We start from the raw sequence: 25,117 nt of genomic DNA, 5'->3' as shown, positions 1-25,117 counted from the left end.
AGCCTCCACGAACGTGGAGGCTTAAATAGAGGGATTAGTAGTCTTTATTCAAGACGCGGTCAACGTACTCAGGAGTATCCATCATGCTCTTGACCAAGTCATAAACGCCGCCTTCTTTGGCTTTGTCAATCCACTGCTGGCGCTCAGCATCGGTAAGAGTAATGATTTCGCAGCCTGCGTCCTTGAACTTCTTCTCGGAAAGAGCGTCTAGTTCAATAGAGCGCTCGCGCTGAACTTTAATGAAGGTTTCCACACCGTCGTTCATAGCCTTCTTCTGAGCATCGGACAAAGATTCCCAGCGTGCTTTATTCATAAGCAGGATCTGCGGGCTGTACTGATGACCGGTCAATGAAATATAGTGCTGAACTTCATAAAGCTTGTTGGCATCGATAATGGCAAGAGGGTTCTCCTGAGCGTCGATAGTGCCCTGCTGCAAAGCCGGCAATACTTCAGCAAAGGCCATCGGGGTAGGATTTGCGCCCCAGGCTTTCCACTGAGCCATCTGAATTTCAGATTCCTGTACACGAACCTTAGCGCCTGCGACGTCAGCAGGAACCTTTACTGCAACTTTATTGTTGGTGTAGTGACGGAAGCCGTTGCCTACCATGGTGAAGTAGTGAAGATTGCGGCTTTCTACTTTACCGTTAATGGTCTTGCCGATATCGCTGTTAAAGCAGCGGATTGCATCTTCAGCGGTGGCAAACAAGAACGGAGCGTCCCACAAATAAACGTCAGGAATAAATGAAGTTAAAGTTGAAGGCTGTGCCAAAACGATATCGATATCACCCATAATGGTGGACTCGATAGCAACACGGTCATCACCTAACATATTGTCAGGGAAATGTTTGATTTGAATGGTACCGCCAGATTCTTTCTGTACCACGTCAATCATTGCTACAGCTGCGTCTTTTGCCGCCTGGTTGGTAGCGTTGGCAAAACGCATGGTGATGGTATCATCAGCCTGGGACATACCGGCACTTGCCATCAATGCGGCAGCTAAAGCTGCACCTAACATAGTTTTAACTTTCATGTTCATCTCCTCACAGTGATAAAAACGGTTTTTATTAAATATTTTCTTTAACGGTTTTAACTATTGCATCAGCATCTAAACCGTAAAATTTGAATAGTTCTGAAGACGGGCCTGAGCGTCCGAAGCTCTCCATGCCCATGGTTACGACTTTGCACGGCTTATTGCGGCGTACGCACTCACAAACGGCACTGCCTAATCCGCCGACCTTCTGATGATCTTCAACCGTCACGATTAATCCGCATTCTGCAGCTTCTTTAACGGCATTTTCATCTAAAGGCTTAATTGAGTACATATCGTAGACGCTGACCTTAATGCCTTCTTTTTCTAAAATTGAAGCTGCCTCAAGAGCGCTTTGTACTCTGTCGCCTGCGGCTAAAATTGCTGCTTTATCGCCCTTGCGCAAGCAATGAGATCCGCCGATTTCAAATTTAGCTGAAGCGTCATAAATCTCTTCTACTTTGTCGCGGCCCACACGCATATAGCAAGGACCTTCATGATCCGCCATCGCAAACACGAGAGCGCGAGTGGCGTATGCGTCAGCCGGAGCCAAAACGACGGTTCCCGGAATGGTACGCATCAGGGCGATATCCTCAAGGGCCTGATGGGTAGCGCCGTCAGCGCCGCATTCAATACCTGCGTGGGTGCCTACAACTTTAACGTTAAGGTGCGGATAACAAATGCTGTTGCGGAACTGTTCTCCGGCGCGGAGACTTGCAAAAACGGCAAAGGTGCTGACAAAAGGAATAAGACCTGTAGTTGACAAACCTGCCGCCACGGTCATCATATTCTGCTCGGCAATACCGCAGTCAATAAAAGATTCAGGATGTTCTTTTTGGAAGACAGCGCTGTAAGTAGCTGCAGCCAAATCAGCGTCAAGGGAGACGATGTTGGGCTTTGATTTGTAAAGCTCTACTAAAGCTTCACCGAATGCCTGTCGATTTGCTTTCATTTTCTTTATTCCTCTACGCCTAACTCTGCAAGTGCCTTAGCCAAATCTTCTTTGCTCGGGGCTTTGCCGTGCCAACCTACCTGATTTTCCATGAAGCTTACTCCCTTACCTTTAACGGTATTGGCAAGGATAAGAGTAGGTTTGCCTTTCACTTCACGGGCAAGCGCAAGAGATTGTCTTACTTCATCAAGATTATTTCCGTCAATTTCAATGGTATTTAAACCAAAAGCATCAAAACGTGCCTTTAAGTTGGATAAATCCATAACCTCGCTGTTAGGTCCGTCAATCTGCAAACCGTTGTGATCAACGATAATCGTAAGATTATCAAGCTTGTAGTGAGCGGCAAACATCAGAGCTTCCCAAACCTGACCTTCATCAAGCTCACCGTCGCCTAAAATTGCATAAACATGAAAATCTTCTTTTTTAAGCTTAGCGCCCATCGCGATGCCGCAAGCTGCCGAGATACCCTGACCTAAAGATCCGGTTGACATGTCAACGCCGGGGGTTCCCTTCATATCCGGATGGCCCTGAAGGAAGCTGTCGGTATGGCGCAATGAAAGCAATTGTTCCTTGGTAATAAAGCCCTTAAGGCATAATGCGGCATATAAAATCGGGCAGGCATGGCCCTTACTTAAAACAACGCGATCGCGCTTGGGGTTTTTAGGATCGTTTGCATCAATATTTGCAGCCTCAAAATACAAAACTGCCATGATTTCGCCTAAAGACAAGGATCCGCCCGGATGTCCCGAGCCGCCTGCAAATATAGCTTCCAATGCCAAACCGCGTAATTTAGCGGCTATCTGCTGTAAATCAGCTTGCATACATACTCCGAAATTAAAAAACATTTATTGGACTATATAATTTGAGTATATTTGCGCAAACGTTTGACTACAGTGACAACTATCACAAATTGCGGACATTTACTGACAAAATCCGCAAAACTATTTTTTAAAGAAGCTTCTCCCCACAAGAAGAACGAACGGTAAGCTTAGGAGCCAAAACGATCTTAAACGGCTCGGAATGGGATTTTATTTCCTGAAGCAATAACTCCGCGGCTTTTCTGCCAAGCAATACCTTACGCTGATGCACCGTAGTTAAAGGAACATCAATCATGCTTCCGATCTCAAGATCGTCATAACCTGCGACCTTAAGATCATGAGGAATATTAATGCCGTGATCCTGACAGTACTTAATCACGCCTAAAGCCACGGTATCATTAATGGCAAAAAGGGAATCTATTTTTTTACTTATAAGCTGTTTTGCTTTTTTATAGCCGTTTTCAAAAGTAGCATCAGTGTAAATAACGTTATCTTTATTAAATGTAATGGAGTTTTCCTCAAGTACGCGTTTTAAGGCATTGAGTCGATCAACAGTAGTTTGGGACTGCGCCTCACCTAAAATGCAGCCTATGTTCCTGCTCCCGCACTTTATCATGTGCCGAAACAACATCAGCGCGCCTTGATAGTTATCATTAACTACGCTTGAAAAACTCGGACCGATTTCAACGTCGGCAGCTACCACTTTAATGCCGCTTTTAACAAGAGGAAAAAGCTCTTCTTCTTTTGCGGTTACGGAAATAATTACTACGCCGTCTACTCTTTGACGCTGCAGTAATTTAATGTTTTCTTTTTCTTCGTTGCGATCGCGGGAAGAATTACACAAAAGCACGCTGTAGCCAAGCGGCCTTAAATAATCACATACTCCTTTGGCGATTGCGGCATAAAAAGGAGAAGTGATATCAGGAAGAATCAAGCCGATTTGCCGGCTTTCTTTGGTGGCAAGCCAGCGGGCTTTTTCATTTGATTCATAGCCAAGCTCAACGCTTGTTTTTATGATCTTATCCCTTAATGCCTCTGAGACACCGTCTTTACCGTTTAAAGCACGCGAAACAGTTGACGGAGTAACGCCGCACTCTTTAGCAATATCGACAATACTAACCAAAATTATTCACCGCAAATTGACGCAAAAATCGGTCTATTACTAAAAAAACATTTTTAGTATACAAAAATTCCGAGATTATTTGCGCAAAATTTTTGGAAATTTGAGCAAAATTTAGTTTTTATTTACTCAAAAAAGATGAAAAACATCAGTGCATATAGATATCAAAGCGGCAAGCTCCGCCCTCTACCGAGCCGATGGGCTTAACATCTTGAAAAGAAATAGGTGCTGCAGTTTGCGGACGTTTTAAGATAACTTTATGTGTTGCCATACGGATAAGCGCTAAAAGAGTGCTTTCAATATCCTCGTCCGCACCGATAAGCGCTTTGAAAATCCGCATTTCTTTTTTTACTAAAGCGCTTTTCTTCCTGTCAGGAAACATCGGATCGTAATATATGACGTCAGGAACGACATCACCTTGATAGCGACACGCCTCACCGCAAGGCATCAAAGAAGGAAGACCGTTGGGTAAATCTTTAAAAAAAGGAGAAGAAGACGCACGGGTTAAAGCATCGCGCAGCAAAAGCCAAATTACCGGATTGCGTTCAAACATATAAACACTGCACCCGGCACACTGTAAAATAAAAGAGTCTCGGCCCATGCCTGCCGTTGCATCAAAAACAACCGGATGACTAAGTCCTGATGTCACCGCCCTAGCCACATTTTCTTTGTGTTTGCCGCCATGACTTATCCGATAAATAAGCTTATCGGATAAAAAGTCAAAGCATAAAGGCTTTAATTTAGGATCAGAGTCCCAAGACAGAAAAACTTTATCCGCGATATGTAAAGTGATGTCATCACTTACCTGAAGTTTTTGTATCTCTTCAAGATCACTTTTAAGATCGTCATTTAATACGATATTTGAATCAGGATAAAGTTTAACCGTAAGCATTTAGCGCGAACTCAGGACAGAACGCATATAAGAAATAGCCGCCTCAACATCGGGACGAACGCCGCGCCAGATTTCATAGCTTGCAGCAGCCTGCATAATGAGCATACCCAGGCCGTCAAAAGCCGCGCTTACGCCAAGACTTTGAGCTTTTTGCGTAAACACGGTCGAGCCTTCTTTAGTGTAAGCAAGATCGTAAACGAAAGCCGCCTTTTTAATAAAAGCATCGTTAATGGGCGGCAACTCTTTAAAAAGGCTTGAAGAGCTGGCGTTGATAATTACCGAAAAATCCCCGGTAAGAGAATCAAAGCCTTTAGCATCAACCTTATCGGAATTGAATTTCTTAGCTAAAGACAAAGCCTTACTCTCCGTACGGTTTACCACCGTAATCTTTGCAGCTTCCGATTTAACTAAAGGATATAAAATTCCCTGCGCCGCGCCGCCTGCACCGATTAACAGGACGTTGGCACCTTCGAGCTTTGCCTTGAGCCTTTTTAGATCGGAAATAAAACCGACGCCGTCAGTGTTGTCACCTAATACCCCGTCAGCGGTAAATTTAACGGTATTAACGGCACCGGCTATTTTTGCCGCGTCAGATAATTTGTCAACATAATTAAAAGCATCAATTTTACAAGGTGCCGTGACATTAACCCCCTTGCCGCCTGTTGCTTTAAACTCATCAGCCGCTTTAACAAAACCGCCTTCCTCTACCAAGACCCTGCCGTATTCAATATCTTCATTTAAGGTTTTGGCAAAAAAAGCATGAATCAAAGGGGAAAGAGAGTGAGCTATCGGATTACCGAAAACCGCGTATTTATCTGACATAAAAAATCACCGTTAAACCCCGCCTTTACGCAATAACTTACCGGTTATCGCATCATGAATGGAACTCGGTCCTTTAAGACCTTGGCAAGGTAAATCAAGAATATAATCAACTTTACCGCCAAAAACAGCATTAAGTTCGTGGAGCGTCATAAGCGGAGGATAGCCTGAAATATTAGCGCTGCTTGAAATAAGAGGACCGCCGCTTAAATCACATAGTCTTTGCAATGTAGAGAAAGCGGTAAAGCGCAAAGCGATATTATCCCTGCCTCCGGTTACAAGCGATGACACGCTTTTTGCCGCAGGCACGATAAAAGTATGGGGACCGGGCCACATACTGAGCATAAAATCAATGTTTTCAGAACTAAGCTTTGAAAAATCGATAAGGTCTTGAGCCATGTCAAAAGACGATACGGCCACGATAAGACCTTTGGCGCTTGAACGTTCTTTAACCTTAATTACTCTTTCAACTGCCCTGTCATTTGAAGCAAGACAGCTTATTCCGTAAAGACCTTCGGTCGGGGCAATCACTACCCCGCCTTGTTTTAAGATCTCTGCAGCCTTTACAAGCTTAGGATCGTCCACTTAAAGTTTTTCCTGCAATGCAGCGTCTTTAGCCATGACTTCTTTAGCTGCCTTTTCACGATCGGCTTTAACCAAAGCATCAAGATCAGGATCGGTCAAAGCTAAAATCTGAGCTGCAAGATATGCGGCATTCTTAGCACCGGCTTTACCTACGGCAACGGTGGCAACAGGAATTCCGCCAGGCATCATTACGGTTGAATATAAAGCGTCAACACCCTTTAAAGGACCGCCGTCAACCGGAATACCGATAACAGGACGAGTAGTGCGGGCGGCAACGGCACCGGCTAAATGAGCGGCAAGACCTGCGGCACAAATATAAACGCCGCATCCGCGTTTTTCACTGTCCTGAACGAAAGAGGAAACCACATCAGGAGTACGATGAGCTGAAGCCACGCGAACTTCTACTTTAATGTTAAAACTCTTTAAAATATCGATAGTATTCTGGACTAAAGGCAAATCAGAATCAGAACCCATCAAAATAGCCACGAAATGTTTTGACATCGTTAACTCCATAAATCGCGCTAAAAATAAAAACAAAGATTAATTTTAGCATTTTAAGACCAAGCAAATGGACTTTAACTTACTTTTTCTTCAGCAAAAAACTCATATTTTCGAGATCTGCGTGAAGAGCAAACAGGATTGCCGCACTTTAAGACAATTCTTCCGTCTTTAATCCTTTTCTTAAACTTAAGCGGGAATCCGCAATGTGCGCAAGTACTTTCTACCGGCTCTCCCGGTACGGAAAAACCGCATTCAGGATAATTTGAACAGCCGAAAAATCTTTTCCCCGTTCTATTGCTTCTTTCAATCAATTTACCCTTTTTGCACACAGGGCAAGCAATAAGCGTTTTTTCCGTTTCCGAATAAATAAAATTACAGTTTTCGTAATCAGAACAGCCGATGTACATACCGTAACGGCCTTTTTTAACTTCTAAAGGAGCTCCGCATTTAGGGCACGGAGCGTCAAGACGCAGCAAGGTCATTACCGCATGCTTAAACCTTGAATATTGTACGAACTTACAGGCAGGGAAATCCGAACAGCCTAAAAACTCACCGTGAGAAGATTGGCGCAAAACCAAAGGAGAACCGCATTTAGGACAAGGATCGCCTACATCCAATCCGTCATCGGCTTTACATTGATCTTCCAGTTCTTTTTGTTTAGTTTGCATTTTGTGCCCTCAAAAAAAGAGGTGCAATTGTAACTAAAAAACAAAAAAACGCCTAATTTTCAACACTATCTTTTGGTTATATATTTTTTAAACCCGCTTTTTCATGTGAAACAGCCCAAAAATGCGGAAAAATCCGCTACGTGGTAAAATTCAACTTACGTATGTGTGCTTTAAATGTTATTTAGCGAAATTTTTAAAGATGCCGCTTTAAGGAGAAGAAATGGCTATCCGTGAAATCGTCACTTTTCCCGATGAAAGATTAAGACAAATTTGTGCTCCGGTAACCGAGTTTGACGACACATTAAAAGAACTTACCGACGATATGTTTGAAACCATGTATGACGATGAAGGCATTGGCCTTGCAGCTCCGCAAATCGGTATTGAAAAGCGTATCGTCGTTATTGATATTCCTGAAGAGGACGGGAAACAGGGAAAAAACAAACTCGTGCTGATTAATCCTAAAATCACCGCCAAGGAAGGTGAAGTTGCCTCAGAGGAAGGCTGTCTGTCCGTTCCTGAATACCGTGCCGAAGTAAAGCGTTTTGAAAAGATCACTTTAGAATGCCAGGATTTAAACGGACAAAAACAAGTCTATGAAGCAGACGGACTTCTTGCCATCTGCATGCAGCACGAGCTTGATCATCTGGACGGAAAACTTTTCATTGATTACCTGTCAAGATTAAAAAGAGATCGTCTTTTAACCAAATACCGCAAGCTTAAAAAGGAGCTTTCGCGCGCTCATGAGTAAGATTATTTTTGCCGGGACTCCTGATTTTGCCGCAGTTCACCTAAAAGCGTTAATCGACGCGGAAATAATTCCCTGCGCAGTTTACACTCAGCCTGATCGTCCGGCAGGCCGCGGACACAAGCTTACGCCAAGCCCAGTAAAAGAGTTGGCTCTTTTACACAATATTGAAGTTTTAACGCCTGAAAACTTTAAAAATAACGAAGACGTAGAAAAGTTTTTAAGTTTTAACGCCGATCTTGCAATAGTAGTCGCTTACGGAGTTATTCTTCCTGAAAGCGTTGTTCACGGACCGCGACTTGGCTGCATTAATGTTCACGGATCGCTCCTTCCTGCATATCGCGGCGCCGCCCCGATTCAAAGAGCTCTTTTAGACGGCAACTCCGTTACCGGCGTTACCATCATGAAAATCGTCAAAGAGCTTGACGCCGGCGACATGCTTGTAAAAGCAAAAATGCCCATCAGCGAAAATGACACATCAGGATCGCTTTTTGACAAACTGGCTTCTTTAGGGGCTAAAACCTTAGTAGAAAATCTTCCTGCTATTCTCTCAGAGAAAATAACACCTTGTGCGCAGGATCCCGCTTTAGTGACTTATGCTAAAAAAATCACTAAAGAAGAAGCGAGACTTAATTTTAGCGACAGTGCAAAAAACTGCGACCTTAAAATCCGCGGGCTTAATCCGTGGCCGATTGCCAACGCATCAATAAACAATATCGTGTTTAAAATTTTCAAGGCTAAAGTTTTAAACGATAACCAAGGAAAAGAGCCCGGTACCGTAATCGCAGTTGACAAAAACGGGATTTCAGTTGCCTGCAGTGAGGGCGCAATTTGCCTTGAAATCATACAGGCACCGGGAAAAGGACGCGTCAATGCCGCCGATTTCGCCCGTTCAAGAAGCGATATTTTTTCAGTAGGTAAGAAATTTGAGTAAATTTTATAAACCGCGCAATAACGGTAAAAAAGCCGTCATAGGTCAAGGTTCGCAAAGCCGGGCCGCTGCCGCCAAAATTCTTGCGGGAGTGGAAACAGGACAATCGCTTAGCGATTTGATGCCGCGTTTTACCGCCGAGCTTGATTTACGCGATCGCGCATTAGTAAGTGAAATAGTACACGGCACCTTAAGACACAGAAGACTTTTGAATCTAAGCCTGCATCCGCTTTTAGATCACAAGTTAAGTTCCAAATACCGCGAAGTGAATACTTTACTTTTAAGTGCCATTTATCAGATAGTCTTCATGCGAACTCCTCCGCATGCCGTTGTAGCATCAACGGTAGGCGCCTGCGCATTGTGCAAGTGCCAGTCTTTTACCGGCATGGTCAATGCGGTATTAAGACGCTTTTTACGTGAAGGTGCTCATTTACAGCACAGCACCGAAGAAGCGGTAGAGTTTTCTTTCCCGAATTGGCTTTACTCTAAAATTAAAAACGCTTACGGCGACAAAACCAAAGCTATTCTTAAAGCTTCAAACGAGCATGCCCCGATGTGGCTGCGTGTCGAGAACTCGAAAATCGGTACCGATGATTATTTGGTCTTACTTGAAAACTGCGATATTTTTGCCATAAGAACGCCGTTATGCAGCAGCGCTTTACAGCTTGAAGAGCCGGTAATTGCGGAAAAACTGCCGTTATTCAAGCGCGGCAGGGTGAGCGTACAGGATTTAGCCGCCCAGCTTGCAGCGCCGCTTCTTGATTTAAAGCCGCAGATTAAGGTACTTGATACCTGCTCGGCTCCCGGCGGAAAAAGTGCGCATATTCTCGATCTGGAACCTTCAGTAAAATTAACCGCTCTTGATTGCGATGAAAAACGTCTTGCAAGCGCTAAAGAAAATCTTTCCCGCCTGCAGCGCGATGCTGATTTTAAAGTACTTGACGCTCAAGATCTCTCCGCGTTTGACGGTGAATTTGACCGCATTTTAGTTGATGCTCCCTGCTCCGGAACCGGAGTTATAAGACGTCATCCTGATATAAAATGGTTAAGACGTGAAGGAGATATCGCTAATTTAACCGCGATTCAAGCTAAAATTTTAGACAGTGCTTTTTCCAAACTTAAAAAGGGCGGTATTTTGGTTTATACCACTTGTTCGATTTTACCTGAGGAAAACTCCGAACAAATTGAAGCTTTCTTATCGCGCCACCCTGATGCGCAATTGCTGCCGTTTAACATTTTCGGTCACGAAGGCGGAACCTTCCAGCATTTGCCGGGGGATGACGACGCTGACGGATTTTTCTATGCAAGGATGATTAAAAACACATGAGAATCATCATTATCGGAGCCACAACTGCGGGTATCGGTCTTGCCGAATATCTGGTCGGAAGCGGACATGCGGTAACTTTAATCGATACGCCGTCAGAAGAATTGGCGCAAATCGGCAACCGCCTTGACTTAAGAGTAGTTCAGGGCATGCCCTCGCGTCCTTCCGTGCTGCGCAGCGCCGGCGCAGAAAACACTGAACTTCTGGTTGCTACCTCCAATATTGATGAAATCAATATGGCAGCCTGTTCTATCGCTGCCTCCTTGTTCCAAATTCCGCGTAAAATCGCCCGCATCAGGACGCCAGATTACCTTACTGAAGCAGACGAAATCTTCGGTCCGCACGCAATTCCTATCGATCATATTATTGCTCCTGAGCATCTTATCGCCGACTTCATCATGGATCTAATCGATCTGCCCGGTGCCTTATCGGTTTCAAATTACTGCTCAGGGCGTCTTGTCATCGCCGCTGCCAAATGTTCAAGAGGCGGAAAGCTTCTTGGACAAAAAGTATCAAAGCTTGAAGATTTCGGGGCAAAAGTCAGCGTTCTGGCGCTTTACCGCAATGAAAGACCGGTAAGAGATTTTCTTAACGCCGAATTAAGCGAAGGCGACGAAATTTATTTTTGCTGTGAAAAAGCCCGATCGCTAAGCGTGCTTGGCGGCATTCTTCCTATCGATCAATGCGTAAAAACCATAACCATCGCAGGCGGATCGCATATTTCAGACGAGCTGGCCCGCCGTCTTTCCCGTCGTTTTAGGGTAAAACTCATCGAATCGGATCCGCAAAGAGCCAAACGCGTAGCCGACAGCTTACAGGATACTGAAGTTGAAATTTTCTGCTCCAATCCAAGTGACATCAACTTCATTTTAGAAGAGCATATTTACGATTCCGATTATTTCATTGCCGCCACGAATGATGATGAAACCAACATCATTTCATCATTTATGATAAAGCGCACGAATCACGCCAAAACTTTCACTATCATCCGCAATGAAAGCTATTTAACTTTGGCTTCATCCCGCGAAATCGATACCATCGTGTCACCTAAAGACGCGACGATTTCCGAACTTTTATCCAATATCCGCCAAGACGGTTTGGAAAAAACTTACCTGTTCCGCCACGGTATGGCAGAAGGCGTGGAGCTGGCAATCCGCGGTTCACGCTTAAGCTCAAGAGTCATCGGTAAAAAAGTAGACGACATCAATTTGCCCAAAGGAGTAACCTTAGGTCTTATCACTCGCGGCAATAAAGTATTAAAAATTGATAAGGATCTGCGTTTTGAGGACGGCGATCATCTTATCGCCTTCCTTACCGATCATAAACAGCTGCGCCATTTAACCAAGCTGTTCAGACCTCGTTCATTCTGGATCCCGTCATGGTAGTAAATATCCGCATTATCGCTAAAATGTTAAGCCCCGCCATTACAGGCTTTGGGGTAATTGCTCTTATTCCTGCCATATATGCGTTAATTTCAGGGACGCCGGGAGCTTTCAGCTTCGTTTCCGTTACCGTTTTAGCTGTTGCAATCGGAAACATCCTTAGAATCATCGGTAAAAATTCACCTAACTTCATTGCGCTAAGAGAGTTGTTTTTGTTTACTTTTCTCTTATGGAGCATCTTAGCGTTTATTGCATCATTCCCTTTTTTCATTCAGCTTGACGACATTGATTTTTTAGCTGCTCTTTTTGAATCGGTTTCATCTTTATCAACTACCGGCGCTACCGTTATAAATAACCTTGACACTCGCCCGCCTTCCATATTGTTGTGGCGTTCAATCCTGCAATATTTAGGCGGCATCGGATTCGTCGTTATCGGTATTGCCGTGCTCCCGACCTTGGCTTTAGGCGGTATGAATCTGTTTAAAACCGAATCGATTGACGGAAGGACAAAACTTACACCGCACATCAAAACCATGGCGTTTGCTTTATTGATGTTCTACATCGTGCTGCTCGTATTGTGCACCGGATGCTATATCTTCTTCGGTCTTGATATATTCCTGGCAATTAATGCCGCCATGTGTACAGTGGCAACCGGCGGAATGATGCCGATTGACGCATCAATGAACGGACTTCCTGCAGGTGTTCATTACAGCGCCATTTTCTTCATGTTCATCTGTTCCTGTCCCTTCCTTATAATCCTTGCTTCTTTTACCGAAAGCCGATCGGTATTTTTTAAAGATGAACAGGTGAAAGGCCTGTTTCTTATTATTCTGATTTTCTCCGCGGCGGTAATCTTATCTTTGATTTTCTATAACGGATACGATGTCGAAAGAGCAATCCGCGTCGGTCTTTTTAACGTAACTTCAATTATCTCAAGTTCCGGCTTTACTCTTGAAGATTTCTCCCAATGGAATCCTTTTGCAAGCGTTATCTTCCTTAGCATTTTCGCGATAGGCGGATGCTCAGGATCTACTTCAGGCGGTATTAAAATTTTCCGTATCCAAGTATGCTACCGCATGCTTAAATGCAACATGCTAAGAAGCCTGCATCCGCACGGCGTGATTTATCCTAGATTTAACGGAACCGAAATCAACTCCATGACCTCGTTTTCGGTAGTAAGTTTTCTCGTCGCATATATTCTAGTTACTTTTTGTTCTACGCTAGCTGCTACCTTAATGGGTCTTCCAATCACCGATGCTTTTACCGCTACGCTTACCTGTCTTTCAAACATCGGTCCTACCATGGGTGACGTAGTTCTGCCGAACTCCGCAAACTTTGCGTCCTTATCTGGTCCCTTGCATCTTCTTTTCTCTATCGACATGCTGCTTGGACGTCTTGAAATTATTCCGGTACTGTTATGCTTCACCCGATTCTTCTGGCGTAAGTAATTAAAAAAGGATTGTTTTCTTCATTTAGGTGACGCGTAAAAGCGCCACCTTAATTAACTAAATATATAAGACAAAATCAACGCAAATTACGATTATCCAAGCTACGTTATGGCAAAAACAACCGATTAGCGTATGCTTTAACTCTTTAGCAACAAGAAGCGGATCCTTAATATGATTTATCGCACGAAAAGCCGATAACAACAAAGGAATGAGGCCTACAAGCAAAATTACGCATTCCCATACGCGATGCGACAAACAGCAGGCGGCAAGAGAGAAAACCAAAGTTAAAATAAACAAAAAGGCATGATAAAAACCTGCCATTCTACGGCCCAAGCGCACCGCAATCGTCTTCTTTCCGTTAAGCACATCTTCATCAATATCACGCATGTTGGCAACATGCAAAACCATTACTGATGAAGCACCGACGCTTATGCATAACAAAACCGTATCAGGATATACTGCAACCCCCAAATCACTGGCGTTGCTTAGCATGATCTGCGGACCGACCACGGCAAGGATGCCGAAGAAAATAAATACCGACAAATCGCCCAAACCTTTATATCCGTAAGCCATGCCTACGGTATACAAAAGAGCCGCGACAATAGATACGGCGCCTAAAAAAAGAAACCATGCAAGAGCGTTTATATTATTGAAAAAAGACATTCCTACCGCTATGGCACCGACAACCACAGCAAGAAGAATGGTAACTCCGATGCCTTTTCTTAACTGAGTAAGCGCCAAACCTCCAGACATTACGGCACGAATCGGTCCGATGCGGGCTGCTCCGTCAGCACCCTTGCAAGCATCACCGTAATCATTTGCAAGATTGGAGACAATCTGCAGCAGCACTCCGGTGAGGATAATCAAAAGCATCAAAACAATCGTATAAGCAGAAATCTCACCGTAATACAAACCCAAAAAGGACCCGACCGCGCAATTACTTGCAGCAAGCAGCAAGGTTTTCGGTCTAATTTCATTAACCCACAAATCAAACATAAAGCTAAGCTCTTTTTAGGAAAAGAAAAATGAATATAAACAAATCGTTGTGTATTTTAACTTAGAAGCGGAGAAAAAGAGTAAAAGCCTAAGGTATAATCTAAGCGCTTTTTTGAATCATGTGAAAATTTAAATAAAAAAATAAAATATTCGGAGCTTTTATGTTATTTGACGATCCCGCTTTGCGTCAGTTAAAACAAAAATTCAATCAGGAAAAAATTCGTAAAGAAGGCACGGTAAGATCAACTGATCGCGGTTTTGGCTTCCTTGAGGCCTCAGATAAAGAATCCTATTTCATAACCCCCAACAACATGCGCAGCGTCATGCACGGCGATCGCATCAGCGCCGTAATTGAAAGCGACGACAAGGGCAAACAGCAGGCCGTTCCTGAAAAAGTAATTACTCCGGTTTTATCCCGTTTTGTCGGCAGAGTGAAACTTAATAAAAACAAAATTCAGGTTATTCCCGATCTTCCTAACGTATCTTTACCTATTTTTACGGTCGATAAGCGTCAGGATCAGAGCATCGCATTAAAAAACGGCGATTGGGTTATCTGCAACTTAGTAAAGCACGCTTTAAAAGACGGCAATTTCAAAGCAGAACTTATAGAACGCATCACTGACGCAAAAGATCCTAAAGTTCCTTGGACAGTAGTTTTGCGCGGACTTGATTTACCGCTTGAACCGCCGTCTTTCCATGAATTTGTCAACAACGAAGCTGATCTTCTGCGAGAAGATCTGACGGCAATTCCTTTTGTCACTATCGACAGCGCCAAGACCAAAGATATGGATGACGCTTTATATATAGAAAAAAACAGTGACAACTCTTTTAAGCTTTATGTCGCAATTGCCGATCCGACCGCTTATATAAGCGAAGACTCGCCTTTAAACAAAATTGCCGCATCGCGTGCATTTTCAATTTATCTTCCCGGACGCGATATTCCGATGCTGCCTCGCGAACTGTCAGATGATCTTTGTTCATTAAAAGAAAACGAAGAGCGCCAGGCTCTTGTCGGAATAATTCCGATTTTTTCTGACGGAACCGTCGATTCCCTTAATACCGAATTTAAGCTAGCCAAAATCAAATCTCACGGCAAACTCGTTTATAACTACGTATCCGATTTCCTTGAAAAAGGATCAAGCGATAATTTTGCGCCTTCTGATGAAATCAAAGACATTCTCAACAAATTAGTCGAATTTACCAAATTGCGCGATAACTACCGTTCAACCCACGCCGCATCATTTAAAAACCGTCCCGATTACGATTTCGTATTAACGGAAGACGGCGCTCTTGATCATATTGAAGTAAATTACCGCCGCATTGCCAACCAGATTGTTGAAGAAGCCATGATTAGCGCCAACATCGCAGCCGGTGATATTCTGGCTGCAAAATTCAACTCCGGCGTCTTTAACAGTCATAAAGGTTTTGATTTAAGCGCAACCAATGAAATCTTATCTTTACTTGAAAGTGAAGGATTTAAAGGTGCCGATGCCCAAAATCTTAATGACATGCAGGAATTTAGTGCCATTCGCCGCTATGCAAACGAAATGGAATCCGGATATCTTGATGCAAGGATCCGCAAACTGCAGGAATATTCACAAATAAGCATTACTCCTGCTCCGCATTTTGCTTTAGGGGTAAATAATTACGCCACCTGGACATCACCTATCCGTAAATACGGCGATATGGTCAACCATCGTTTGCTTAAGGCCCTGATTTTGCACTCTGAGCATCCGACTTTGCCTGACGATGCAACTCTTCAGACTATGAATCAGGCGCGCCGTATCAACCGTATGGCCGAGCGCGATGTCAAAGATTGGCTGTATGTTGATTATCTTGAGGGCGATATTGCCAAAAAGACCGAATTTACCGGAGAAATTTTTGACGTTGTCCGCGGCGGCTTACGCGTATCGCTTAAAGAAAACGGCGCGATGATTTTCATTCCGGCTTCTTTAATTGCCGATATAAAAAGCGATGTCGATTTTGACGGACAAAACGGCATTGTTTTTGTAAGCGGGAAACCGGCCTGGCGTCTTAGTGATGAAATAAAAGTCAGAATTCTTGCCGTCAACAAAGAAACCCGATCGATTGTCGGTGCTCCTACCGTAGGTCTTCCGGGAGTTGTTTTGCCAAATCCTGAAGATCAGAGAAACAAACGCTAGAACATGACTAATCAAAACCACTCTTATAAAGAGAACCTCCTTATCATGGGAGGTCATATGGCAGACGATCTTTGCCAAGGATCCCTGCCTGCCATTTTGGCTTTCATGTATCAGGAAGGAAAATTATCCTCTTATGCCGACGTTGCCTTCCTTATTATGGCAACAACTATCGTAAATGCGATAGCACAACCGCTTACAGGATATCTTTCCGATAGAAAACCGCGTCCGTATCTTATGTGTCTTGGTATGGTAATCGCAGCGCTGGGTGTCGCCTTTATCGGTTTTATTGATAATTACTTTCTGTTATGTGCCGCAGTTGCGCTAAACGGCATCGGCGTCGCTACTTTCCATCCGTCAGCCGGCAAGCTTGCCAATATTTTTGCCGGTAAAAAAGTCGGGCGCGGAATGAGTATTTTTTCAGTCGGCGGAAATATCGGCTACGCTATCGGTCCCTTGTACTTTACCGCAGGATATCTGTTATTTGGACTTAAAGCCACGGTTTTGATTTTGATTCCTGCCTTAATCATGGCTTTTATCTTCATTAAGCGTAACCGTAAGTATCTCATTTACTCAAAGAGAACCGAAGCAAGAACCAGACGTCATCTTAATGACGCAACCATCAAAGACAATTACTTAGGTACTTTCCTTTTAGTGCTCTTAGTCTTTGCCCGCTCCGCGGCCATGTTCAGCTTAACTACCTTTTTGCCTTTATATTTCATGCACGAGCTCGGGCAAAAAGAAGAGGTCTCAACCCTTGCCAATACTATCGTCGCGGGAGCCGGTGCCGTCGCAACTTTAATCGGCGGTCCGATGGCAGATCGCTTCGGTTTTACCCAATGGGTGCGCTTTACTTCCGTAGTATGTGTCCCATTTGGCGTTCTGTTTATTTTGACTCACAATCCGCTATTGTCAGTTGCCGCTTTAATTCCGCTGTCACTCTTTTATTACGCAGCAATGTCGCCTATCGTCGTTATCGGACAGAAAATGCTGCCCCAACATGTCGGAATGGCAACGGGAATTACGATAGGACTCGGTATCAGCTTCGGCGGAATCATCGCTCCGGTTCTTGGAAACCTAGGCGACAAATTCGGACTTGATGCCACGATGCTTGCGGTTGTGTGCTTAACCGGACTATCTGCGCTTTTATCTTTTGTCGTACCGATTGTTAATAGACCGGTTAAAGAAAAAATTTCAGCGTAAAACTTTTCTTTTTTAAGAAAAAATTGAGCTTTATCGTTAAATAAGCGTATAATTATTATACGCTTTACAATAAAAATTTACTGACAAACATTACAACAATACGGAGATCCTTATGGCAGAACGCGCCAAAGCTAAAAAAGAAGACGGAGCCAACAGCTTAGTCGCCAATCTCACTACTGATGCCAAACGTCAAAAAGCCCTTGAAATGGCTATGGAGCAAATCGAGAAACAATTCGGCAAAGGCGCCATTATGCGTCTTGGCCAAAGTGAAATCGACGACATCGAAGCCATTTCCACCGGTTCTTTATCCTTGGATATCGCTTTAGGCATCGGCGGTCTGCCGATGGGTCGCATCATCGAAATCTACGGTCCCGAGTCCTCAGGTAAAACCACTTTAACCTTAGAGCTTATCGCTCAAGCCCAGAAAAAAGGCAAAATCTGCGCTTTTATCGACGCAGAACACGCCCTTGATCCTGTCTACGCCAAAAAACTCGGCGTACAAGTTGAAAATGTCTTTATTTCCCAGCCCGATACCGGTGAACAGGCACTTGAAATCTGCGAAACTCTCGTCAGATCGGGCGGTATCGATCTTGTCGTAATCGACTCAGTCGCCGCCTTGGTTCCTAAAGCCGAAATCGAAGGCGACATGGGAGATAATCATGTCGGTCTTCAGGCCCGTCTTATGTCGCAGGCACTACGCAAGCTTACCGGCATTATCAAGCAGGCAAACTGCATGGTCGTGTTTATTAACCAGCTGCGTATGAAAATCGGCGTAATGTTCGGCAACCCTGAAACCACGACGGGCGGCAACGCACTTAAATATTATGCATCCGTCCGCTTGGATATCCGTAAAGGTTCCCCGATAAAAGACAAAGAAGAAGTCATCGGTAATGAAACCAAGGTAAAAGTAGTTAAAAATAAAGTTGCTCCTCCGTTTAAACAAGCTAACTTCCAAATTCTGTTTAACTACGGCATTGCCAAAAACGGTGAGCTTATCGACTTGGGCGTCCAGGCGCGCATTGTTGAAAAAACCGGTGCATGGTTTAGCTATAACGGCAATAAAATCGGACAAGGCAAAGTCAACGCCATGCGCTTTTTGGACGAACATCCTGAAGTTGCCGATGAAATCGAAGCCAAAATCCGTGAATACTTTAAGAACGTCAATGATTACTCGGCAACGGCAGATCTCGGAGCTGCAGAAGCGGAAAAATCACCTGTCGACTCACTTCCCGACATTGATGATTCCGATCTCATCACCGAAATTCCTGACGATCTTTAATGTTTAAAAAGAAAATAGAAAAAAGTGAAGACGCAGCGCAGGCACTTAACGCGGCGCTGCGTCTTTTAACCCGCCGCGAATACTCTCTTTACGAATTAAAAGTAAAACTTTTACCCCGTTTTACCGGGGATGCCGTAAAAACCGCCTTAACAAAATGCGTCAATGAAGGCTGGCAAAGTGAAAAACGCTGTGCACACATGCTGGTACGCCATTGCGTCTTATCATATTACGGGCCGATGAAGCTTAATCTTCTTGCTAAACAAAAGCACATTGATCTTTGTCTTATAGAAAACGCAATAGAAGAGGAAGAAACGGATTGGGTGCAAACGGCACTTGCGGCTTTGCATAAAAAGTATTCTACAGGTGATCTTTTGGATTACGATAAAAAACAAAAAGCACTTAGTTTTTTATACAGACGCGGTTTTACGACAAGTCAGTGCGTCGGAGCTTTAAAACTCTTTGGATCCGTACCGCCTGACAATGTATAATTGACGATTAATTCTTATTTTAGTAAGTCTTGGAATTATTTAATATGTACATGACTACCGATGAGATACGTACTACGTACCTCGAATTTTTCCGTAAACACGGTCATGAGGTAGTGCGATCAAGCTCTCTTGTACCGTATAACGATCCGACATTGCTTTTTACTAATGCCGGTATGAACCAGTTCAAGGACATCTACTTAGGTAAAGAGACCCGTCCTTATCTGCGCGCAACCACCGCTCAAAAATGCGTACGCGCAGGCGGAAAGCAGAACGACCTGGATAACGTCGGATACACTGCCCGCCACCATACTTTTTTTGAGATGTTAGGTAACTTCAGCTTCGGCGATTACTTCAAAAAAGAAGCCATTTATTACGCTTGGACTCTTTTGACCGAAGGCTTTAAGCTGCCTAAAGAATCTTTGACCGTCACCGTCTATGCCGACGACAACGAAGCTTATGACATTTGGAAAAACGTCATCGGTCTTCCTGCAGAAAAAATCATTCGCATCGGCGATAACAAAGGCGGCGCATTCAACTCCGACAACTTCTGGCAGATGGGAGATACCGGTCCGTGCGGTCCGTGCTCTGAAATTTTCTATGACCACGGTCCCGGCGTTTGGGGCGGTCCTCCGGGCTCTCCGGAAGAGGACGGCGATCGTTTCATTGAAATTTGGAACATCGTGTTCATGCAGTACAACCGTAAAGCCGACGGTACTTTTGAGAAATTAAAGAAACCGATGATCGACAACGGTCTTGGCTTGGAGCGTATTGCTGCTGTTTTACAAGGCGTACATTCAAACTACGATATTGATTTGTTCCGTACTCTTATTGCCAAAACAGCCGAAATCTTGAACGTCAGCGATTTATCCGAAAAATCACTGCGCGTCATTTCCGATCATATCCGTTCCTGCTCCTTCCTCATCGCCGACGGCGTATTACCGTCAAATGAAGGACGCGGCTATGTCTTGCGCCGCATCATCCGCCGTGCCGTACGCCACGGACGACTCATGGGAGCAAAAGACGTCTTCTTCTATAAGCTTGTCGGTACTTTGTGCGATTTGATGGGTAAAGCTTACCCTGAACTTATCGAACAGCGTCAGCTTATCGAGAAGACCTTGAAGAAAGAAGAAGAGCAATTCCTCAATACCTTAGACAGAGGTCTTGCCCTGCTTGATTCCGAGCTTGACAAATTAGGCGCTGAAAGAACTATTCCGGGTGAAGTGGTATTTAAACTTTATGACACCTACGGATTCCCGGCCGACCTTACTCAGGACGTAGTCCGCGATCGCGGTTATATCGTTGATATGGAAGGCTTTGAAAAAGAGATGACCAAGCAGCGTGAGCGCGCCAAGTCAGCCTCCACTTTCGGTATTGACTACAACAAAGAGCTTAAGTTAAGCGACATCTCCATCTTCGACGGATACAATCATTTAAGCTGCGAAGGCAAAATTGTTTCAATGTTCAAAGGTTCTGAGCCCATTGAATCCGCCTCAACAGATGAAGAAGTCATTATCGTTTTGGATAAGACCACTTTCTATGGAGAGATGGGCGGACAAATCGGTGATACCGGAACTTTAAGATGCGGACATAATCTCTTTATCGTTGAGAACACCAAACACGTCGGCAAAGCTATCATTCACGTAGGCCGCGTCGAGTTAGGCCAGTTCTCCGTAGGTCAAACCGTAACTGCAGAGGTTGATGCACAGCGCCGCAAGGACATTGCTTCCCACCACAGCGCCACTCATTTACTGCATGCAGCATTGCGTAAAGTATTAGGTGATCATGTCTTCCAGAAAGGTTCATCCGTAGGACCTGATCGTCTGCGTTTTGACTTCTCGCACCCGCATCCTTTGTCTCTTGACGAAAGACAAGCCGTTAACGCTTTAGTCAACAAAGCCATCCGCGAAAACTATCCGGTCACCACCGAAGTCATGGATTTAAATAAAGCCAAACTCTCAGGAGCCATGGCCTTATTTGATGAAAAATACGAAGGTGAAGTCCGCGTTGTTTCCATGGGTGAAGTATCCAAAGAATTGTGCGGCGGTACTCATGTTTCCCGTACCGGTGATTTAGGTTATTTCAGCATCATAAGTGATGAAAGCATCGCATCCGGCGTTCGCCGTATCGAAGCTTTAACCGGTGAGGCTGCAATCGAATATCAGCAGCACTTAGCTCGTATGCTTGCCTACACCAGCACCATGCTGCAGACCGATAATTTCTCGGTTCTTGAGAAAGTAAAAGGTCTTATCAACAATACCAAGTCCCTTGAGCATGAAAACATGCTGCTTAAGGAAAAGATCGTGCATATGGATGCCAAAGCTCTGGCTCATGATGCCGTTGACATCAACGGTACCAAAGCAGTTATCGCCAAGGTTGATTCCTATAATGCACGTGAACTGCGTCTTGCCGTTGATGAGCTTAAGAATCATCTTAAGAGCTGCGCTATCGTGTTAGGTACTGTAGAAGGCGAAAAGGTAAGCCTGATTGCCGCTTTATCCAAAGATTTAACCTCTAAAATTAAAGCAGGTGATCTTGTTAACGTGGCCGCAAGCTGCGTCAACGGTAAAGGCGGCGGCCGCCCTGATATGGCCCAAGCCGGCGGAACCAAGCCCGAAGGTCTTGATGAGGCTCTTATAAAAGCCCGTACATTCCTTACGGAGAAACTTTAGTCATGCTAGTTATATCCCGCAAAGAAGGAGAAAAAATCCGTATCGGACGGGATATAACCATTTCTATTTTGGATATTAAAAACGGCAGGGTGAGCATAGGAATTTCCGCTCCTGCCGCTATTCCGATAGAAAGAATGACTGATGATAAAAAGCTTAAAGAAAAGGCTGATTTAGTCGAATCCGTTAAAGATAAGACAAAAAGCTCTTGACTTTAAACCGTTAAAATTGCATACTACAGCACCAGCTGCGGAGAGATGACCGAGTGGCTGAAGGTACTCCCCTGCTAAGGGAGCATATGACAAAAGAGTCGTATCGAGGGTTCGAATCCCTTTCTCTCCGCCACCATCTAAAAGATCGGAAACTTAGGTTTCCGTTTTTTTTTGTCTGAAGATCCCATGCCTAATCACAGTAATAGTGTCCACGAATACTCATCAGGGCTATGATAAGCGCCAATAGAGCGATCCATTTTCAAGAAAATCTGGGGCAAAAAGGCATTACCCACATAGAAAAAATCAGATCTTTATACAAGCGGCATTCTTATGCCGTTTTTGTCATTTTTAGCACTAAACACGGACTCAGATCCGTAAAGATTTGTAAATTTCATCCGTAAAGATTTTGCAAGTTGCTTCTCTTCAGTTCTTTTTTTCACCGTTCTTTCGAAATTGACGCGGAGTCAACGAATAAAAATTTTTAAATAATTTAGAGAAATTACTCGGACTATCAAAACCACACAGTGTCGCAATTTCTGCAATTCCTAGATTTCGACTTTTCATCAATAAATCTGCACCATACATAATTCTATACTTAATCAAATATTGTATCGGCGACACTTGCAACATCCTTTTAAAACAACGTAAGCATTCTCTTTGACCTATAGAAGCAGAGCCGGCAATATCTGTTAAAGATATATTTTCAGCATAATGATTATGGATATAACCAAGCATAGTTTTTATCCGACAAATATCAACATCCTTTTCAATTTCTCGGACTTCAATACTTGTATTAAATGCACGGTAGGCAGCAAGCATAATTTGCGATAAGTGATCTCTTATCGTAAATTCAAACCCCTCCGGTTCATCCATTAAAGCAGCAAAAGCATCAACAAATAAATGAGTCAAAGAATCTGTTTCATTTTTTAACAGCAAACACGAAAATTGATAACAAGCAACTAAAGGATCAATATATTTTTTGGCAAACACCGACTGTTTACTGCCGGAAATAAAAAGAGGGCGGAATACCAAAGATTTGAAACTGCTGATACCAATGCTTTGTATTCTATGCAAAATATTTGAATTAACGAGAATGAGTGAATTTTCTTTTAAAGATAAAGAATCTGCCGGAATACTAAGCGTAACTTGTCCCGATTGTACAAAAATAAGCTCAAAATCTTCATGCCAATGCCAAGGAATTACATTTTTATTTTCCTCTTTTAAATCCTACTTTTTATCCTTTAACCAAGGGGCAAGACTTGAACTCATGCAGAGGCCAGGACTTACAAAAACGGATAAGCAGCCTGTCCGTACCGGTTTCGTTCATATTGCACTAGCCCTTGGCAGCAAAGAAAAGGTTGATGAGATTACCGTAAGATTGAAAAACAACGGTTACTGCATAATAAGCAGTCCACGCACAACCGGTGACGGCTATTATGAAAGTTGCTTTTTAGACTTAGAGGGGAATCAAATTGAACTTACCGTCTAAAAGACCTGACGCCGCTTTAAAGACTCACCTAAAGCGGCATATTTTTTAGAAATAACACTCAATCAAACAAAAGAGCTTCTTTAAAAGCTTTACCTTTACGGTCTTTTTCAGAAACCAAAGGATTTTCCCCGTTTAAAACCGGCCACTCAATATCAAGCTCAGGATCGTTATACATAATGCAGTGCTCGGTTTTAGGCGAATAATAATCAGTGCATTCATATACAAAATGAGCATGATCGCCTGTTACGTAGAAACCGTGCCCGAACCCCGGAGGAACCCACAATTGTTTACCGTTTTGTGCACTTAGCGTCACTCCCACCCATTGCTTGAAGGTCGGAGAGTTTTTTCTTAAATCAACGGCAACATCAAAAACCTCGCCTGATACTACTCTTACGAGCTTTCCCTGCGGATATGGATTCTGATAATGAATGCCGCGCAAAATATTATGTGTAGAAAAAGATTCATTAGTCTGAACAAACTTATATTGTCCGCCTACTGCTTTCTCAAATTCAGACAAACGAAACACTTCGGAAAACCAGCCGCGATTGTCACCGAATTTTTTATTGGTAATTAAAAGAACCTCAGATATCGAGGTTTGCTCAATCATCATGTTATTCAAGTAATCCTTTGGCAAGATTGATTAAATACTGACCGTAATGATTCTTAGAAAGAGGTTTTGCCAGTTCTAATAATTCTTCTTTATTTATTGTACCGAGTTTAAACGCGATTTCTTCAGGACAACCGATTTTAAGTCCCTGACGGCTTTCAATAATTCTGACAAAGTCTGAAGCGTCCAAAAGCGACTCCGGCGTGCCCGTGTCAAGCCAGGCTGTACCGCGGCTTAAGATTTCGACTTTTAGCTGTCCTTTTTTCAGATAAATCATATTTAAATCAGTGATTTCAAGTTCACCGCGAGCTGACGGCTTCAAAGTCTTGGCGTATTGTGCTGCGTGTTTATCAAAGAAATAAAGACCGGTAACGGCATATTGGCTTTTAGGCTCTTTAGGCTTTTCCTCAATGGAAATTGCTTCCATCTTGTCATCAAACTCCACCACGCCGTAACGCTGCGGATCGTTGACGCGATAGGCAAACACCGTAGCGCCTTCCTTGCTTACGTCGATGTTTTGCATCTTGTAATGAAGATTAGAGGAGAAAAAGAGGTTATCGCCTAAAATCATGGCGCACGGCGAATTTTTTATAAAATCCTCGGCAATGATTAAAGCCTGGGCAAGCCCTTCGGGCTTTTCCTGTACCGCATATTCAAATCTTATTCCCCATTGGGAGCCGTCTTTTAACAGCTTTTGATACAAAGGAAGTTCATTAGGTCCTGAAATAATTAAAATCTCGGTAATTCCCGCTGACATTAAAGTAGTTATCGGGTAATAAATCATCGGCTTGTCATAGATTGGCAAC

General features: G+C 43.7%; 24 protein-coding genes, 1 tRNA gene and 1 pseudogene. 13 read left to right on the top strand and 13 right to left on the bottom strand.

Annotated features, from left to right (window positions below):
• Window positions 1–34: 34 nt before the first annotated feature.
• From QZ019_RS00130 to QZ019_RS00090, 9 genes are all read right to left on the bottom strand, one after another.
• Window positions 35–1,030, bottom strand: coding sequence for a DctP family TRAP transporter solute-binding subunit (locus QZ019_RS00130; protein WP_249082775.1), 996 nt, complete (start codon window positions 1,028–1,030; stop codon window positions 35–37).
• Window positions 1,031–1,064: 34 nt separating this feature from the next.
• Window positions 1,065–1,979: a transketolase C-terminal domain-containing protein gene (locus QZ019_RS00125; protein WP_295481464.1), complete on the bottom strand. Its 915-nt coding sequence runs from the start codon at window positions 1,977–1,979 to the stop codon at window positions 1,065–1,067.
• A 5-nt stretch (window positions 1,980–1,984) separates the two neighbouring features.
• Window positions 1,985–2,800 carry a transketolase gene (locus QZ019_RS00120; RefSeq protein ID WP_294563914.1) on the bottom strand — a complete coding sequence of 272 codons (816 nt, stop codon included), beginning with the start codon at window positions 2,798–2,800 and terminating at the stop codon, window positions 1,985–1,987.
• A gap of 127 nt (window positions 2,801–2,927) precedes the next feature.
• A complete protein-coding gene (locus QZ019_RS00115) occupies window positions 2,928–3,920 on the bottom strand; it encodes a LacI family DNA-binding transcriptional regulator (protein WP_295481462.1) in 993 nt (330 codons plus the stop codon).
• A gap of 145 nt (window positions 3,921–4,065) precedes the next feature.
• Window positions 4,066–4,809, bottom strand: a complete 744-nt coding sequence (locus QZ019_RS00110; protein ID WP_295481460.1) for a class I SAM-dependent methyltransferase — start codon at window positions 4,807–4,809, stop codon at window positions 4,066–4,068.
• On the bottom strand, window positions 4,810–5,631 hold the full coding sequence (gene aroE, locus QZ019_RS00105; RefSeq protein ID WP_295481459.1) for a shikimate dehydrogenase: 822 nt from the start codon (window positions 5,629–5,631) through the stop codon (window positions 4,810–4,812).
• A gap of 12 nt (window positions 5,632–5,643) precedes the next feature.
• Window positions 5,644–6,213 carry an L-threonylcarbamoyladenylate synthase gene (locus tag QZ019_RS00100; protein WP_294563926.1) on the bottom strand — a complete coding sequence of 190 codons (570 nt, stop codon included), beginning with the start codon at window positions 6,211–6,213 and terminating at the stop codon, window positions 5,644–5,646.
• Window positions 6,214–6,714 (bottom strand): 5-(carboxyamino)imidazole ribonucleotide mutase, encoded by a 501-nt coding sequence (purE, locus tag QZ019_RS00095; RefSeq protein ID WP_294563929.1) that lies wholly within the window; start codon window positions 6,712–6,714, stop codon window positions 6,214–6,216.
• Window positions 6,715–6,788: 74 nt separating this feature from the next.
• Window positions 6,789–7,382 (bottom strand): topoisomerase DNA-binding C4 zinc finger domain-containing protein, encoded by a 594-nt coding sequence (locus QZ019_RS00090; RefSeq protein WP_295481456.1) that lies wholly within the window; start codon window positions 7,380–7,382, stop codon window positions 6,789–6,791.
• Window positions 7,383–7,602: 220 nt separating this feature from the next.
• Between QZ019_RS00090 and def the strand changes: the two genes are divergently transcribed.
• From def to QZ019_RS00065, 5 genes are read left to right on the top strand one after another with little or no spacing between them, the layout of a single operon-like run.
• The gene (def, locus tag QZ019_RS00085) at window positions 7,603–8,130 is read left to right on the top strand and encodes a peptide deformylase (RefSeq protein WP_295481455.1); all 528 of its coding nucleotides are present in this window, start codon (window positions 7,603–7,605) and stop codon (window positions 8,128–8,130) included.
• Window positions 8,123–9,061, top strand: coding sequence for a methionyl-tRNA formyltransferase (fmt, locus tag QZ019_RS00080; RefSeq protein WP_295481454.1), 939 nt, complete (start codon window positions 8,123–8,125; stop codon window positions 9,059–9,061). Before def ends, fmt begins: the two co-directional genes overlap by 8 nt.
• Window positions 9,054–10,385 (top strand): 16S rRNA (cytosine(967)-C(5))-methyltransferase RsmB, encoded by a 1,332-nt coding sequence (gene rsmB / locus QZ019_RS00075; RefSeq protein WP_295481452.1) that lies wholly within the window; start codon window positions 9,054–9,056, stop codon window positions 10,383–10,385. The genes fmt and rsmB overlap by 8 nt, the downstream gene beginning before the upstream one ends.
• Window positions 10,382–11,767 (top strand): Trk system potassium transporter TrkA, encoded by a 1,386-nt coding sequence (trkA, locus tag QZ019_RS00070; protein ID WP_294563945.1) that lies wholly within the window; start codon window positions 10,382–10,384, stop codon window positions 11,765–11,767. Before rsmB ends, trkA begins: the two co-directional genes overlap by 4 nt.
• Entirely contained in the window at window positions 11,761–13,212 is a 1,452-nt protein-coding gene (locus QZ019_RS00065; protein ID WP_295481450.1) for a TrkH family potassium uptake protein, read from the top strand. Before trkA ends, QZ019_RS00065 begins: the two co-directional genes overlap by 7 nt.
• A gap of 57 nt (window positions 13,213–13,269) precedes the next feature.
• Here QZ019_RS00065 and menA read toward each other — a convergent pair whose 3' ends face one another.
• A complete protein-coding gene (gene menA / locus QZ019_RS00060) occupies window positions 13,270–14,208 on the bottom strand; it encodes a 1,4-dihydroxy-2-naphthoate octaprenyltransferase (RefSeq protein WP_295481449.1) in 939 nt (312 codons plus the stop codon).
• Between the two features lie 161 nt (window positions 14,209–14,369).
• Between menA and QZ019_RS00055 the strand changes: the two genes are divergently transcribed.
• The 7 genes and pseudogenes from QZ019_RS00055 (at window position 14,370) to QZ019_RS00025 (ending at window position 22,348) form a co-directional block, all read left to right on the top strand.
• The gene (locus QZ019_RS00055) at window positions 14,370–16,370 is read left to right on the top strand and encodes an exoribonuclease II (RefSeq protein ID WP_295481448.1); all 2,001 of its coding nucleotides are present in this window, start codon (window positions 14,370–14,372) and stop codon (window positions 16,368–16,370) included.
• Window positions 16,371–16,373: 3 nt separating this feature from the next.
• Window positions 16,374–17,570 (top strand): MFS transporter, encoded by a 1,197-nt coding sequence (locus tag QZ019_RS00050; RefSeq protein ID WP_295481447.1) that lies wholly within the window; start codon window positions 16,374–16,376, stop codon window positions 17,568–17,570.
• Window positions 17,571–17,757: 187 nt separating this feature from the next.
• Window positions 17,758–18,849, top strand: a pseudogene (gene recA / locus QZ019_RS00045) (recombinase RecA); the annotation flags it as partial.
• Window positions 18,849–19,337 (top strand): regulatory protein RecX, encoded by a 489-nt coding sequence (locus QZ019_RS00040; RefSeq protein WP_294563961.1) that lies wholly within the window; start codon window positions 18,849–18,851, stop codon window positions 19,335–19,337. The pseudogene recA and the gene QZ019_RS00040, both read left to right, overlap by 1 nt.
• A gap of 44 nt (window positions 19,338–19,381) precedes the next feature.
• On the top strand, window positions 19,382–22,006 hold the full coding sequence (alaS, locus tag QZ019_RS00035) for an alanine--tRNA ligase (RefSeq protein ID WP_295481444.1): 2,625 nt from the start codon (window positions 19,382–19,384) through the stop codon (window positions 22,004–22,006).
• 2 nt (window positions 22,007–22,008) lie between these two features.
• A complete protein-coding gene (locus tag QZ019_RS00030; RefSeq protein ID WP_294564003.1) occupies window positions 22,009–22,215 on the top strand; it encodes a carbon storage regulator in 207 nt (68 codons plus the stop codon).
• 39 nt (window positions 22,216–22,254) lie between these two features.
• Window positions 22,255–22,348, top strand: a tRNA-Ser gene (locus tag QZ019_RS00025).
• A gap of 290 nt (window positions 22,349–22,638) precedes the next feature.
• Here QZ019_RS00025 and QZ019_RS00020 read toward each other — a convergent pair.
• The gene (locus QZ019_RS00020; RefSeq protein WP_295481509.1) at window positions 22,639–23,382 is read right to left on the bottom strand and encodes a helix-turn-helix domain-containing protein; all 744 of its coding nucleotides are present in this window, start codon (window positions 23,380–23,382) and stop codon (window positions 22,639–22,641) included.
• On the opposite strand from QZ019_RS00020, the gene QZ019_RS00015 reads away from it, so the two are divergent.
• On the top strand, window positions 23,309–23,704 hold the full coding sequence (locus QZ019_RS00015; protein ID WP_295481442.1) for a VOC family protein: 396 nt from the start codon (window positions 23,309–23,311) through the stop codon (window positions 23,702–23,704). The genes QZ019_RS00020 and QZ019_RS00015 overlap by 74 nt on opposite strands.
• Window positions 23,705–23,762: 58 nt before the next feature.
• Here QZ019_RS00015 and rfbC read toward each other — a convergent pair whose 3' ends face one another.
• Both rfbC and rfbA read right to left on the bottom strand, forming a co-directional pair.
• Window positions 23,763–24,314: a dTDP-4-dehydrorhamnose 3,5-epimerase gene (gene rfbC, locus QZ019_RS00010; RefSeq protein WP_294564013.1), complete on the bottom strand. Its 552-nt coding sequence runs from the start codon at window positions 24,312–24,314 to the stop codon at window positions 23,763–23,765.
• Between the two features lies 1 nt (window position 24,315).
• Window positions 24,316–25,117 (bottom strand): glucose-1-phosphate thymidylyltransferase RfbA (rfbA, locus tag QZ019_RS00005; RefSeq protein WP_295481441.1); only part of this gene is annotated, 802 nt, incomplete at its 5' end.

The organism is uncultured Succinatimonas sp. (genome assembly GCF_905203285.1).
In the GTDB taxonomy this organism is placed as follows: Bacteria; Pseudomonadota; Gammaproteobacteria; order Enterobacterales; family Succinivibrionaceae; genus Succinatimonas.
Note: the sequence above shows the minus strand (reverse complement) of the source record. Positions and strands in the feature narration are given on the sequence as shown.

Bases quoted from the DNA above. Each gene is read 5' to 3' on its own strand.
- fmt (WP_295481454.1), top strand. From the start codon at position 8,123: ATGAGTAAGATTATTTTTGCCGGGACTCCTGATTTTGCCGCAGTTCAC.
- QZ019_RS00065 (WP_295481450.1), top strand. From the start codon at position 11,761: ATGGTAGTAAATATCCGCATTATCGCTAAAATGTTAAGCCCCGCCATT.
- QZ019_RS00050 (WP_295481447.1), top strand. From the start codon at position 16,374: ATGACTAATCAAAACCACTCTTATAAAGAGAACCTCCTTATCATGGGA.
- QZ019_RS00030 (WP_294564003.1), top strand. From the start codon at position 22,009: ATGCTAGTTATATCCCGCAAAGAAGGAGAAAAAATCCGTATCGGACGG.
- alaS (WP_295481444.1), top strand. From the start codon at position 19,382: ATGTACATGACTACCGATGAGATACGTACTACGTACCTCGAATTTTTC.
- rfbC (WP_294564013.1), bottom strand. From the start codon at position 24,314: ATGATGATTGAGCAAACCTCGATATCTGAGGTTCTTTTAATTACCAAT.
- menA (WP_295481449.1), bottom strand. From the start codon at position 14,208: ATGTTTGATTTGTGGGTTAATGAAATTAGACCGAAAACCTTGCTGCTT.
- QZ019_RS00090 (WP_295481456.1), bottom strand. From the start codon at position 7,382: ATGCAAACTAAACAAAAAGAACTGGAAGATCAATGTAAAGCCGATGAC.
- aroE (WP_295481459.1), bottom strand. From the start codon at position 5,631: ATGTCAGATAAATACGCGGTTTTCGGTAATCCGATAGCTCACTCTCTT.
- trkA (WP_294563945.1), top strand. From the start codon at position 10,382: ATGAGAATCATCATTATCGGAGCCACAACTGCGGGTATCGGTCTTGCC.
- QZ019_RS00125 (WP_295481464.1), bottom strand. From the start codon at position 1,979: ATGAAAGCAAATCGACAGGCATTCGGTGAAGCTTTAGTAGAGCTTTAC.
- QZ019_RS00040 (WP_294563961.1), top strand. From the start codon at position 18,849: ATGTTTAAAAAGAAAATAGAAAAAAGTGAAGACGCAGCGCAGGCACTT.
- QZ019_RS00110 (WP_295481460.1), bottom strand. From the start codon at position 4,809: ATGCTTACGGTTAAACTTTATCCTGATTCAAATATCGTATTAAATGAC.
- def (WP_295481455.1), top strand. From the start codon at position 7,603: ATGGCTATCCGTGAAATCGTCACTTTTCCCGATGAAAGATTAAGACAA.
- QZ019_RS00130 (WP_249082775.1), bottom strand. From the start codon at position 1,030: ATGAAAGTTAAAACTATGTTAGGTGCAGCTTTAGCTGCCGCATTGATG.
- QZ019_RS00015 (WP_295481442.1), top strand. From the start codon at position 23,309: ATGAGTGAATTTTCTTTTAAAGATAAAGAATCTGCCGGAATACTAAGC.
- QZ019_RS00120 (WP_294563914.1), bottom strand. From the start codon at position 2,800: ATGCAAGCTGATTTACAGCAGATAGCCGCTAAATTACGCGGTTTGGCA.
- purE (WP_294563929.1), bottom strand. From the start codon at position 6,714: ATGTCAAAACATTTCGTGGCTATTTTGATGGGTTCTGATTCTGATTTG.
- QZ019_RS00055 (WP_295481448.1), top strand. From the start codon at position 14,370: ATGTTATTTGACGATCCCGCTTTGCGTCAGTTAAAACAAAAATTCAAT.